This window comes from Candidatus Abyssobacteria bacterium SURF_5, from assembly GCA_003598085.1.
GTDB lineage: Bacteria > Abyssobacteria > SURF-5 > SURF-5 > SURF-5 > SURF-5.
In genome coordinates, this window is the sequence record QZKU01000039.1 from 43,328 (window position 1) to 55,322 (window position 11,995).

The 11,995-nt window shown below is 53.6% G+C and carries 14 protein-coding genes; 2 read left to right on the plus strand and 12 right to left on the minus strand.

The window, feature by feature from the left end; translation table 11 throughout:
- Positions 1-10 precede the first annotated feature (10 nt).
- From C4520_04685 to add, 11 genes are all read right to left on the minus strand, one after another.
- Positions 11-493 carry a V-type ATP synthase subunit K gene (locus C4520_04685; GenBank protein ID RJP24205.1) on the minus strand — a complete coding sequence of 161 codons (483 nt, stop codon included), beginning with the start codon at positions 491-493 and terminating at the stop codon, positions 11-13.
- Between the two features lie 50 nt (positions 494-543).
- A complete protein-coding gene (locus tag C4520_04690) occupies positions 544-2,532 on the minus strand; it encodes a V-type ATP synthase subunit I (protein ID RJP24190.1) in 1,989 nt (662 codons plus the stop codon).
- Entirely contained in the window at positions 2,533-2,844 is a 312-nt protein-coding gene (locus C4520_04695; protein ID RJP24191.1) for a hypothetical protein, read from the minus strand.
- A 191-nt stretch (positions 2,845-3,035) separates the two neighbouring features.
- A complete protein-coding gene (locus tag C4520_04700; protein RJP24192.1) occupies positions 3,036-3,392 on the minus strand; it encodes a Na+/H+ antiporter subunit G in 357 nt (118 codons plus the stop codon).
- A 2-nt stretch (positions 3,393-3,394) separates the two neighbouring features.
- Positions 3,395-3,661, minus strand: a complete 267-nt coding sequence (locus tag C4520_04705; GenBank protein ID RJP24193.1) for a hypothetical protein — start codon at positions 3,659-3,661, stop codon at positions 3,395-3,397.
- Complete coding sequence (locus C4520_04710) at positions 3,658-4,131, minus strand: Na+/H+ antiporter subunit E (protein RJP24194.1); 474 nt, start codon at positions 4,129-4,131, stop codon at positions 3,658-3,660. The genes C4520_04705 and C4520_04710 overlap by 4 nt, the downstream gene beginning before the upstream one ends.
- A gap of 3 nt (positions 4,132-4,134) precedes the next feature.
- Positions 4,135-5,634 (minus strand): Na+/H+ antiporter subunit D, encoded by a 1,500-nt coding sequence (locus C4520_04715; protein RJP24195.1) that lies wholly within the window; start codon positions 5,632-5,634, stop codon positions 4,135-4,137.
- Between the two features lie 20 nt (positions 5,635-5,654).
- A complete protein-coding gene (locus tag C4520_04720; GenBank protein ID RJP24196.1) occupies positions 5,655-6,008 on the minus strand; it encodes a Na+/H+ antiporter subunit C in 354 nt (117 codons plus the stop codon).
- Positions 6,009-6,010: 2 nt separating this feature from the next.
- Positions 6,011-6,451: a Na+/H+ antiporter subunit B gene (locus C4520_04725; protein ID RJP24197.1), complete on the minus strand. Its 441-nt coding sequence runs from the start codon at positions 6,449-6,451 to the stop codon at positions 6,011-6,013.
- 70 nt (positions 6,452-6,521) lie between these two features.
- Positions 6,522-8,810, minus strand: coding sequence for a putative monovalent cation/H+ antiporter subunit A (locus C4520_04730; protein RJP24198.1), 2,289 nt, complete (start codon positions 8,808-8,810; stop codon positions 6,522-6,524).
- Between the two features lie 222 nt (positions 8,811-9,032).
- Positions 9,033-10,082 (minus strand): adenosine deaminase, encoded by a 1,050-nt coding sequence (gene add, locus C4520_04735; protein RJP24199.1) that lies wholly within the window; start codon positions 10,080-10,082, stop codon positions 9,033-9,035.
- 138 nt (positions 10,083-10,220) lie between these two features.
- Here add and C4520_04740 point away from each other — a divergent pair, with 138 nt between their 5' ends.
- Positions 10,221-11,378: a UDP-N-acetylglucosamine 2-epimerase (non-hydrolyzing) gene (locus C4520_04740; GenBank protein RJP24200.1), complete on the plus strand. Its 1,158-nt coding sequence runs from the start codon at positions 10,221-10,223 to the stop codon at positions 11,376-11,378.
- Between the two features lie 82 nt (positions 11,379-11,460).
- On the opposite strand, the gene C4520_04745 is transcribed toward C4520_04740, so the two are convergent.
- Positions 11,461-11,781, minus strand: a complete 321-nt coding sequence (locus C4520_04745; GenBank protein RJP24201.1) for a hypothetical protein — start codon at positions 11,779-11,781, stop codon at positions 11,461-11,463.
- 14 nt (positions 11,782-11,795) lie between these two features.
- On the opposite strand from C4520_04745, the gene C4520_04750 reads away from it, so the two are divergent.
- On the plus strand, positions 11,796-11,995 hold a 200-nt coding region (locus tag C4520_04750; protein RJP24202.1), incomplete at its 3' end, for a hypothetical protein.

An 11,995-nucleotide genomic window follows, 5' to 3' on the forward strand; every position in this document is an offset into this window, starting at 1 on the left:
ATCATGCGCCTCATGAAACTTGCAGACCTTGCTGGACCCTGAGCAGGAGAATCAGCGTCGAAACGAGGGCGAGCACCGCGTATGTTTCGACAACAATCGCGAACACGAGGGCCGGCGCCAACGTGCCCGGTTGTTTTGCAAGTTGGCTTGTTCCGGCCACACATACGCGCCCTTGGAAGATGGCCGAGATGAATCCAACAATCCCGATAGGCGCACAGGCGAGCACTATCTGCCAGCCCTGCGCGGCCGTGGGAAGATTCTCCCCACCGAGAACGACATTGATCACGAACATCAACGCAACGAATCCGTAGAATCCCTGCGTACCGGGCAGCGCCTGCAAGATCAGCATGTTGACGAATTTGGCCGGGTCTTCGCTGACCACTCCCGAGCCGGCCTGGCCCACAATGCCGGTTCCGACAGCGGATCCAAGCGCCGCCATCAGGAACGCGAATGCGGCGCCGATAAAAGCAATGGTTAATCCTGTGAGGTCCACCGTACCTTCCATCCCAGAAGCCTCCTTCTCCTGTCAAACCGCATCACATGCTACTCCAATTCCGAACGAACTACCGTATGCTCCCGCACTTCCGCAAACGGCTCAAACGGCCGGCCTCCGCCGGTGAAGAACTTCGAGAAGAATTCCAAGTACTGGAGCCTGAGCGAATGGACGAACCCGCCCAGCGCGTTGATCACAATATTAAACGTGTGGCCGAAGACCAGGATGAAAATAGCCATCACGATCCCGATCCCGTACGGGATCGGCAGCACGAGCGAGGCGATGTCATTTACCGTCATCGCCAGAAAGGCCCCCGACAAGCCCAGCGCCATCAGCCGCGCGTACGACAACGTATCGCCGAAAAAGCCGAGAGTATCCCGCAACACATTCAGCGTGCCCATCAGCGGCATAAAATAAATCTTGCTCTTTCGGCCGCGTCCAAGCACCAACGGTCCGACAAAGACCAGAGCCGTCGTTTTCGCCGCCGCCAGCGCCTGCTCGCTCACCTTTCCTCCAAACAAGTACTTGTACACCAGCGGGGCCGCCGCCACGATCACGAAAATCCATAACCCCTCGTCAAAAACCGCCGAGAAATAGTCGCGGTCATGGATATCCTTTGCTATCTTCAGGATCAGCCCGAAAATGATCTGGCACAGACCGATAAGGAACGTCAGATACAGGAACTGCAGCACCTGCCGTGTCGGCTCAAAAATCATCATGCTCCTGAGAAACGTCGGGAGCTTGTCCGAAGGAATGGCGAAAACGCCGCCCGTAAAAATTCCCACGATAAAGGTGGCAAGACCTCCCCACGCAATTATCTGAAGAAGCAACCGAGCCGAACCCTTGGGACGCAGTTTCTTCAGCCCGATAAGCGAAGCGACGGTGAGGACAATGCCATAACCCGCATCTCCCATGCAGATTCCAAAGAAAAAGATAAAAAAAGGCGCCAAAAAAGGAGTCGGGTCAAACTCGGAGTATTGGGGGCGGCCATACAACTCGGTGATCAGAGAGAAGGGTTTTATGGCCGGCGGATTCTTCAATAAAATCGGTACCACATCACGCGGCCCCGGGTCCGAACATCTTACCTCAATATCCCGCGTCAGCTCGTTCAGGCGACGCTTGAGCCTTTCTTCTTCCGCCGCAAGAACCCAGCCGTTAATTGCGAATGTCCGCTGCGTGAAAAGGAAATTGCGCTGCACCTTCAGCGTGTGCGTTTCCTGCAAATAATGATCGTAAAGCAGAAGAAGTTCGTTCCGTACTGGAAGAAATTCCTCGACTATCCGCTCCTTTATTCTCTGGTTCCGCTCGTGAAGTTCCTTTATCTGCTCTCGCAAACGGTCCCGGATTTCCTGCGGCGCACCCGTCAACCCCGAAAATTGTACGGACCTCCATGCGAACTTCCGCATGATGGGCGTATATAAATCCTCAAGCTCCTTGGCGTAGATCAGAACCATGGAGACAGAGGACCGGGATATCTCCACCACTTCAATGTGATGGAGCGGCGACGCCTCCGCCAATTCACGGGCAAACGCCGGGTACGTCCGCGCGTCGCAGATGCCCAATGAGATGCGGGTGCAGCGCGTATCCTGAATCCGCTCCAACTGCCATCGAAGGGGCAGCCACAGGCTGATCTCCTCGATCAGCAATCCCTTTCTTGCGATCTGGTTCTCATTCTCTTGAAGCTCCTTTTCAAGCAGCCCGCACTCGCCGGAGAATCTCTCCAGCTCAAACTCCGCCACAATTGCATCTGCCTCATGCGGCGTGAAAATGGGCCTGCTCTTCAGGAGCGATGGGGGCAGCGAGCGCTTCGGCAGGTATTTCATCCCGATATCCAGGCAGTGCCGGAGCGTCGAAAGTTTTTCTTCGGCCTGATTAATCGAAATTTCCAGAAAGGAAGGAAGGTTGTTCTCCCACTCGGGGTAAAGCTCGCTGACGTTGGATATGTGGACAGCGGCTGTCTTGCGAAGCTCCGTCAATACCTCGTCGCGCCACTCACCATGCGCCAGTATTTCCAGTTTTCTGACCTTGCTTACGGCCATTTACTTTCTTCCGGCGATCGTATCCACGATGAGTTGAACCGCGCGCGACCAATTTTTCCTCGCCGATGCCAGCAGGGCCTCCGTCTGCTTCTTATTTTCTTCGCGCTGTTTGTCTACGCTCTCGCGCGCTTGCTGCTCGTATTGTACGAGGAGTTCGGCTTCTGCCTGGCGGCATTCTTGCCTCATGGATTCAATCAGTTTCTTGGCTTCTTCACGGGCCGCGCGTATCAGCTCATCGGACTCGTGTCGAGCGGCGGCAATTAACCTGTCGCTTTCACTTTCAACACGTCTGATGTCTTCTATAAGTTCCATGATTCATTCGATTTCCATAGAGAGGGCAGGGCACCAGTCGAATTACATTAGCATACAGGAAAGGTAAAGTCAAGATGCTCAAATGGGTCGCAGCGCCGGATTTATCATTTAATCCTTGAGAAGTCTTCCCTGTAACTCACACTTCATTGATCTGCGAGTCCTTTCATGCGGGCAAAAGGGGCCTTTAACCTTCATTCCTTGGGTCCAGTCCGACTATACCCTCCATTTTGCCCACCGCCGAGCTCGTCTATGACCGACCGCTCCCAAAGGGGAACACCTACATGATATGCGGCCCTGCTGAGCAAATGAGCGGCTACCGGTACCGTTATCAGCAGGAAAGCGATTGTTGCAAACGAAAGCATGGCAACATCGATGCGTCCAAAATGAACCGCGAGCGAGAACAATGCGAAGCCGGCCCCCAGCGTCGAAGCTTTCGTGGAAGCCGAGATTCGCATATATAAATCCGGAAAACGGATGATCCCCAGGCCGCTGATCAACATGAGACAAGCCCCGATAAACATGAAAACCGCCGACATCGCCTGCTGCATTCTTAAATTCCCCGTCGGATATGATAGCTGAAGAATACGGTTGTCAAGAAGGCGATGAGCGCCATAACCACAGCAACATGCACAAACACATGATTGTTCGCCGCTACCGAATAAGCTGCGATGAATCCTATGGCTATTACACCCATCAGATCGAGTGCCACTACCCGGTCGGGCAGCGTTGGACCCAGCAAAAGCCGAATAAAACAAAATACCAACCCCAAAGCCATCAGCGAGAGAGAAATAAGATTCACAACCTGCAAAACATTCATCGGAAAACCTCCAGCAGACGCCTTTCAAAGCCTTGCTTCACGTGACGCCTGAATCCCTCGACGCTGTCGATGTAGAGGGCATGCACATATAATACGCGCCGATCGTCGGATACCTCGATGCTCAAGGTGCCGGGCGTCAGCGTGATCAGATTCGCAAGGAAAACTATCTCCGCATCTGTTCTTGCATCCAATGGTATTGCCACTATTCCCGGCGACATCCGGTGCCGCGGCGTCAGGATGTCGTATGTCACCAGGGCGCTCGCCTTTGTGAGCTCCCAAACGAAGAACAGGATGAAACCGACCGCCTGCGGAATCTTGGAAAAATAGGGTGACTTGGTCTTCTTCTTCTGCGTCAGCCGCAAGACAAGATACCCTAAGACGAAACCGGCCATAAAATTTGCTGCCCCGAACCGACCGGTTAATGCCATCCAAGCCAGGGCCAGCAAGATGTTGAACAGAAACAAGATCATTTTTCACCTGTCCTCCCGAAGGACCGCCTCAATGTAACCGCTGGAATCGAGCAACTGTTCGGCGGCTCTTGATGAAAGCGCAAGAAACGGCTGTGTCGCGAGCCCGATAAGTATCGTGATGAGAGCGAGCAGGATGATCGGAGAATACATCACAAATATCGAGGCCGGCCTCAAAGGCTGCGAAGCCTGCTGCGGCTGCGGTTCCGATTTCCAGAAGGCCTCATTCCATATCTTTGTCATCGAATACAAAGTCAGAAAGCCTACGGCAAGCGCGACGACCACGATGGCATAGTCTTCGGTCTCCACTCCCGCTTGCAACAGAATGAGCTTTGCCCAAAATCCCGAGAGCGGCGGCGCCCCCGCAAGCGAAAATGCGGGTATCAGGAATAATGCGCTGAGGCCGGGCGAAATCCGCGATAGCGAACCCAGGCTCTTCAGATCATATGTCCCTCTCATCCTATGCACCACACCGCTCACCAGAAACAGGTTTGTCTTCACAACTATGTGATGAAAAATGTAGAAGACCGATCCTGTTAACCCGAGGTGAGTGAACAGGCCGAGCCCCATAATCATGTATCCGATCTGGCTCACAATGTGGAACGAGAGGATGCGCCTGAATTCGTTGTGGGCCACTGCGCCAAGCACGCCGCTGGCCATCGTCAGGCCGGATATGATCAGGATCAGCCGATGCGTCACGCCGACCTCCTGAACAAAGAGCAATGTGAACACCCGAACAAGCGCGTACACCCCCACCTTGGTCAGCAATCCCGCAAATAAGGCGGATACCGCCGGCGGCGGCGTATGATAAGAGGCGGGCAACCAAAAAAACAGCGGAAAAATCGCAGCTTTGATCCCAAAAGCCAGGAGAAACAGCATTGCCACGGTGGTGATTAGCCCGGGCGACGTCACGGTCGGCAATTGGCGGGCGAGGTCCGCCATATTCAGCGTGCCCGCCATCCCATAGAGAATGCCTACCCCGCTCAAAAACAGCGCGGAAGACATAAGATTAAGCGTAACATATTTCAACGCTCCTTCCAGTTGGGCTCGTTCTCCCCCCAGTTCCATCAGAACAAACGAGGAAATGAGCATTACCTCGAACCAGACATACATGTTGAACATATCGCCCGTCAGGAACGAGCCGCACACCCCCATCAAGAGAACGTGGAGCAACGGGTAATAACCAAACGACTCCCTCGGCTGATCCATGAGTGACAGCGAGTAGATCGCCACGGAGAAGCCGATCAGTCCCGCCATCACCACCATAATCGAAGCAAACAGGTCCGCCACCAGCGTAATGCCGAAGGGAGCCGGCCACCCTCCCATCTGCACCGCCTGAATGCCGTCTTTCCGGACAACCAACAGAAGCAAGATTGAAGAGCCGAAAAGCGCAGTCGCTCCGATAACGTTTACTATCCGCTGAAGGCGGCGTCTGGCCCAAAACAGAAGAAGGACGATTGCCGTAACAAACGGAATCAGCAGGGGCGCAATCAAAAACAGTTTCATGACCGAGCTATTGCCCTTTTTCAGCGCAACACGTCGGTGTTGCGCAGTTGATCCAGGTCTGATGTGCCGGTTGCCTGATGCGTGCGCCGGATGAGAACGACCAGGAAAGCCTGCATTCCGAAACCGATAACAATCGCCGTCAAGATGAGCGCCTGCGGAACCGGGTCCGCATACGGTGTTAAAGGTTCGGTCATTCCCAACGGCACGATCGGAGAATTGCCGCGCACCAGGCCTCCCATGAGGAAAATAAGGAGATTTGCTCCGTGGCTGAGAAGCGCAAGACCAAGAAACAATTTCACGATGCTGCGCCGCATCATCAGGTAAAGCCCGGCTGCATACAGACCCCCGATTATCAACGGCAGAACAATCCCCATTTTCAATCCTCCGCAAGAAGAAAGATGATAGTCAGAACCGCTCCAATCACTACCAGATAAATCCCGGCGTCGAAAAGCAGCGGCGTGCCCACCTTCCAATCATACGGCGGTGCTTCAAACCACAGGCCGCTCAAGAACGGTTTTCCCTGCAGAAACGAGACGGCGCCGCTGAGCAGGGCCGTCAGGAGTCCTATTGCAACAAGCGACTTCGGGTCTACCCGCAGCATTCGGCGTGCTTCGTTCGTACCGTGTGTGATTGCATACAAGATAAAAGCGGCCGCGAACACAAGTCCCCCGACAAATCCGCCGCCAGGTTCATTGTGCCCGAACAGCAGCAGATAGATGGAAAGGATCACGAGAAGCGGCAGAACATAGATGGTTGCCACAGATATGATGAGAGATGCCGCCTGTCCTGCTTTCTTTGGACCCGTGGTATTCAGCATTCGATTTCTCCCTTAGTTTCGCTTCAAAAGGCCGCTGACCAATCTCGCCGATGCCCAGGTTGGCGCGATGCTAATTCTTCTCGATACGCAGCTTGAGGAGCGAATAAACTCCGACGGCGGCTATGGCCAAAACTGTGATTTCGCCCACTGTATCCAAGGCACGAAAGTCCACTAGAATAATATTCACGATATTTCTCCCATTCGCCTCAGAGTAGCTCCTCTCAGCAAAAAAAGGAGATAGAAAAGAACCGCCCGAAACCGCCGTCGCTCGAAGCGTCAGCCCCGTCATCAGCAATCCTGCGGCGGCTGCCCCGAAGGCGTCCCGAACCCGCTCCTTCAGGCGCGAAAACTTTTCGAAACGCGGCATGGGATACAACACGAGCACCAGCAGAACTACCGTCAGCGTATCCACAGCGAACTGCGTTATCGCCAGGTCGGGCGCCCCGAACATGAGGTAGATCAACCCGACTCCGTATCCCACCGCGCCGAGCGCGACGACCGACGAAAACCTCGATTTGATGGCCAAAACCGCAAATGTCGCGCTGATGATAATCAAGCCGATCAGGAGTTCGTGCAGGCGGATATCCAGCCACCCGGTGAATCGTATCAACTCCAATTGGCGCACAAGCGGAAATCCGGCGAGGGCCACAGTCGCACAAATAATGATCAGCAGATAGTAGTGCAAATGCCCGCTTTGAAGAAATCTCGTCTGCATCCCTGCAATCCAATTCAGTCCCGCGTGCCCGAATTCGTACGCTCTGGAAGGCCCCAATATATGTCCGAAATCCAACCGCACAACAGACCGGCGGACGGCCGTTCGGCAAAAATAAAGAACAGCACCGGCCGCTATAGTAAAAACGCTCAACAGAAGCTTCTTATCCGGCGAAGGAATTGTTTTGAACTCGACGTGCACCTCCTGTGAAGCGATCACGCCTGCGGCGGACGAAATAAGCGCTTCGGCGATACCGGGTGCGAGCCCAAAGAGAAGTCCTAAACCCGCCAGCAGGAGCGGCCCCGCCACCATAATGAAGGGACCGTCATGCAATTTTCCCGGATGTTTCTCGCGACTGAAAAATGGCTTTAAGATGGTAATTCCGGCTGCGACCACCAGTAGCAAACTCATGACGAAAGCGACAGCGGTTAGAAGGATCGGGACGATCGGCGCCTCGAGCGTCGTGGAATACAGTTTTTCTTTCCCAATGAAGCCGAACAGCGGAGGAAATCCCGCCATCGAAAGCGCTGCCAAACCACCGGCAATTGCCGTGATCGGCATTTGTTTCCACAATCCGCCAAGCCGCCTGACATCCCGCGTGCCAGCCTCGTGGTCGATCACGCCTACAATGAGGAAAAGCGCCGCCTTATAAAAGGCGTGCACAAGCAGGTACGTTATTGCCGCCACGACTGCCATTCTTGTCCCAATGCCGATAAGAAAAACCAGTACGCCGAGAATGCTGACGGTTGAATAGGCAAGAACCCTTTTCAGATCAAACTCCTTCAGCGCCAGTACCCCGCCCAATAACATTGTTAAAGCGCCCGCCGTTATGATGCCGCCATGCCAGATGACGGTGTTCCCCATCAGAGGACTTAGCCGGGCCAGGAAATAAACGCCCGCTTTGACCATTGTCGCCGAATGCAGATAGGTGCTCACAGGCGTCGGAGCCTCCATCGCGTTCGGAAGCCAGAAATGGAAAGGGAACTGGGCCGACTTCGAGAGCGCTCCGAACAACACGAGTGCAAAGATGGGATAATAAAGCGAATCCGTGCGGATAACATCCGATCGGTTGAACAATTCCGAAAGCTCAAATGTCCCGCCAACTCTCCAAAGCAACAAGATGCCCAACAGCAAAGCATAGCCGCCGCTGTCTGTCACCAGCAGCGCCTGCCATGCAGCCTTCCGGGCTGATTCTTTCTCGTGGTCGAATCCAATCAGCAGATACGATGCCACGCTTGTCAATTCCCAAAACACAAAGAAGGCAATGAGATTGTCCGCCAGCACCACTCCGAGCATTGAAGCCATAAACGCCAGGATATAACTGTAGAAGGAACCTATCCGCGGTTCCTTCGTAAAGTAGGCGATCGAATACGATGTCACCAGAAAACCTATGCCGCTGATGATGAGCGCGAAGACCAGGCTCAACCCATCAAGGCGAAACGATAATCCGACCCCGAGATCCGGAATCCATGGCGCGGAGGTCCTGACGGTTTCACCTGCTGAAATCCTTACAACGAAAAAGGAGAAGTAAATAAAGAGCCCCAATGGACACAGGCTGAGGAGCCAACCTGCTGTCTTGGGGAAGACTCTAAAAAGGAGCGGCGCCGCAATCGACACGAGGAAACCAGAGAGGACGGCTGCGAACATCAGCGGCGCTCCATGAAATTATGCGATGAAACGGAGACTCGGATGTACCCGGCTGCGCTTCGATGAGGAGGAAAATCGGAAAACGAGCCGTTGCAAAATAATTCCCCGGCAACAAGCATCGTATTTGTAAGTATTTACGGGTGGAACAAGATTGGCAAGCAGGACGGATGCGGCGCCAAATAGCTGGATTTCAGGCCGGCACAGAGGAATCGGACGATATTTCTAGGTTAGGTTTTCCCTGGATTCGATCTTGGAGATCGCTCCCTGGATTTCCTCAAGGAGGTCCTGTTTGAAGACATCCGGAAGGAAGCTGCCTCGGACACTGTTGAAAGACAGCGTTTTGATATCGTCCCAACTCAGCCCGAGCAGGCGCGAAGATAGTTTGTATTCCTCAGTCAGTGAGACACCGAACATCGCCGGATCGTCGCTGTTCAGTGAAACCGTCAGGCCCCGATGCAGGAATTCGGGAAGCGGATGCTCCTCGTATGAACGGACCGCGCCGGTTTCAACATTACTGGTCGGGCACATTTCAACGGCGACATTCTCGACTTTCAGATGTTCCAATAGCCGTTCATCACCGCGCGCACCGATGCCGTGGCCTATCCGCTCAGCGCCAAGCGATTTGACCGCCCCCCAAATGCTGGCCGGACCGCCTACTTCACCCGCGTGCGCCACAACATGAAGGCCTTGTCGCTTCGCAGTCGCAAAATGCTCTGCATAGATCTCCGGCGAGTAGTGCAGTTCGTCGCCGCCAAGCCCGATCGCTACAACCCCCAAATCCATGTATAGCACCGCTTCCCGTAAAGTCTGCCATGCATGTTCAACGCCGAACTGGCGGCCGATGTCGAATATGAACCTGACATCAAATTCTCCATGCACCCGCGCTCTTCGCGCGGCGGCATCCAAGCCGGTCATAACTTCTTTCATCGGAACGTTGTTCAGCCGATGCATCGTCGGCGCAATGGTGATCTCGGCATACCGAACAGATTGCTCCCTTAAGTTGTGCAACACGGCCGCAGCGGCGCGTTCGAAATCCGCCCGCGTACTCAAACACCGGCATCGCAAGCGGTAAGCCTCAAGAAAATTTATCAGATGCCCATATTTCAAAGCAGGATTTGCCCGGTTCCGTCCCTCCAGCGCCACTCCGTTCTTCTGCGCCAACTGCTCGATAACATCTCCGGGAATTGATCCTTCAAAATGGACATGAAGCTCAACCTTGGGCATCAGCTCAATGGCCCGCTCCAATCTGCTGTTTGTTAACCGTTCATCCATAAAATACTAACCCTCCGTCATGCCTCTAATATTACTATATCATATCACCTTTTCTCCCCCGACTATATCGTAAGGGAAATTGAAAGCAGTCCGCCTGACCTGTATAATGAAACATATCTTTATAAACATGGAAGCATGATGACAGCAAATAAAAGCAAGCTCAAAACCTTGATCGTTCTGGGTACCAGACCCGAAGCTATCAAGCTGGCGCCCGTCATTCGTGAGATGCGCAAGCGGCCCTGGGCTCTCCCGATAGTGTGCGTGACCGGTCAGCATCGGGAAATGGCGGACCAAATGCTTTCTGTTTTCGCGATCACTCCCGACATCAACCTCGACGTGATGACCCGCTCGCAGAGATTGTCATCGGCCGCCGCAAAAATCCTGATCGGCATGCAGAAAACCCTGAGACAGGTTGCTCCTCATCTGGTAGTGGTCCAGGGAGACACAACAACAACTTTCGCGGCAAGCCTGGCCGCCTTTTACGAAGGCGTTCCAGTGGCTCACGTCGAAGCAGGATTAAGGACTCAAAACCGATTGGAGCCGTTCCCCGAGGAAATCAATCGCAGACTCGCAGACTCGCTGGCCGAACTGCTATTCCCCGCGACCGAGGAAAACCGGCGTAATCTGCTCAAGGAAGGAATTGAGCCGGACAGGATTTTCGTGGTCGGCAATACCGTCGTCGACGCCTTGAAGCATGTCATTCGATACAATCGAAAAAAGCATTTTCCAGAGTTGCCCAGGTTGAGCGGCAGAATGATCATCACTGTTACTGCACACCGAAGGGAAAGCTTCGGTCAGCCGCTGGAGAATATCTGCAAGGCTCTCCTGACTGTTCTCGAAATCGATGACAGGATAGAAATCGTTTATCCCGTTCACCCAAACCCAAATGTCACAGGGCCGGCCCGAAAATATCTCAGCCGCAACGAGAGAATCCACTTGCTCCCACCGCTCGACTACCTTTCCTTCATCGAATTGCTCAGACGCTCTGAGCTTATTTTGACCGATTCCGGAGGAATCCAGGAGGAGGCTCCCACCTTGAAGAAACCAGTGTTGCTCATGCGAAATCTGACCGAGCGGCCGGAAGGGATCCACGCAGGCTTCGTCAAAATCGTCGGTACCGATGCGAAAGACATCGTTGCCGCTGCACGACAAGTTCTCCAGAATCCAACACTACAATCGCACCTGCAGTCGATTCCCAACCCGTACGGCGACGGCCGATCAGCTCAACGCATCGTCAGCATCATCGGTCAGCATCAAAGGCAACTGCTTTCCCGCCGCCCCTTCATCCTTTCGTGACAGAACATTGCCCCTCGAAAAACCCCGCTGATTGCGTGAAATGACCCAATATCTTGGGTTATTTCACCAACTTTTCTTGAAATTACACTTTTTGTAGTAGCTGGGAAAATTTTTCCTCTTTTCGGGGCCGCATCAGTACCCCATCTCGCAAGACCTTATTATCATTGGCCTTATAAATTGCGCCAACATTAAGTTTTCCCGCTTCAGTAAAGAGTTTTTCACTTAATCGATGAGGATAGATGACTATTTGGAAGTCGGCACAGAGGTTGCATTTAAAAAGTGAGCCTATCGGCTCCATGATGACATTTTTCACGGCAAGCGTGGAAGCCTTTTTCATTAGAAAAAGGAAGAGCTCATCCAAAAAGGCATACATGACTGGTACGTCAATGACAAATCCAATCAACTGGTGCGGGGAATATGAAGAACCTGACTGATGTCTGGCATCAAGCCATTTCTTGCTTTTGCAGATTCCTGTTTTCGTTCCTCGTCCTCTTGCCGCTGTTCTTGTGCGGGAGCAGTGTCTTTGCGCAGGAGGCGGTTGAGGAGGAAGAGAGGTGGCTGGATTTGCCGTTCGAGGTGAGCGGCAACTACCGCGCCGACTATTGGGGCCGCTGGAA

Excerpts from the sequence above, each read along its gene's own strand:
- C4520_04690 (RJP24190.1), bottom strand. The coding sequence starts at position 2,532 with ATGGCCGTAAGCAAGGTCAGAAAACTGGAAATACTGGCGCATGGTGAG.
- C4520_04695 (RJP24191.1), bottom strand. The coding sequence starts at position 2,844 with ATGGAACTTATAGAAGACATCAGACGTGTTGAAAGTGAAAGCGACAGG.
- C4520_04700 (RJP24192.1), bottom strand. The coding sequence starts at position 3,392 with ATGCAGCAGGCGATGTCGGCGGTTTTCATGTTTATCGGGGCTTGTCTC.
- C4520_04705 (RJP24193.1), bottom strand. The coding sequence starts at position 3,661 with ATGAATGTTTTGCAGGTTGTGAATCTTATTTCTCTCTCGCTGATGGCT.
- C4520_04710 (RJP24194.1), bottom strand. The coding sequence starts at position 4,131 with ATGATCTTGTTTCTGTTCAACATCTTGCTGGCCCTGGCTTGGATGGCA.
- C4520_04715 (RJP24195.1), bottom strand. The coding sequence starts at position 5,634 with ATGAAACTGTTTTTGATTGCGCCCCTGCTGATTCCGTTTGTTACGGCA.
- C4520_04720 (RJP24196.1), bottom strand. The coding sequence starts at position 6,008 with ATGGGGATTGTTCTGCCGTTGATAATCGGGGGTCTGTATGCAGCCGGG.
- C4520_04725 (RJP24197.1), bottom strand. The coding sequence starts at position 6,451 with ATGCTGAATACCACGGGTCCAAAGAAAGCAGGACAGGCGGCATCTCTC.
- C4520_04730 (RJP24198.1), bottom strand. The coding sequence starts at position 8,810 with ATGTTCGCAGCCGTCCTCTCTGGTTTCCTCGTGTCGATTGCGGCGCCG.
- add (RJP24199.1), bottom strand. The coding sequence starts at position 10,082 with ATGGATGAACGGTTAACAAACAGCAGATTGGAGCGGGCCATTGAGCTG.
- C4520_04740 (RJP24200.1), top strand. The coding sequence starts at position 10,221 with ATGACAGCAAATAAAAGCAAGCTCAAAACCTTGATCGTTCTGGGTACC.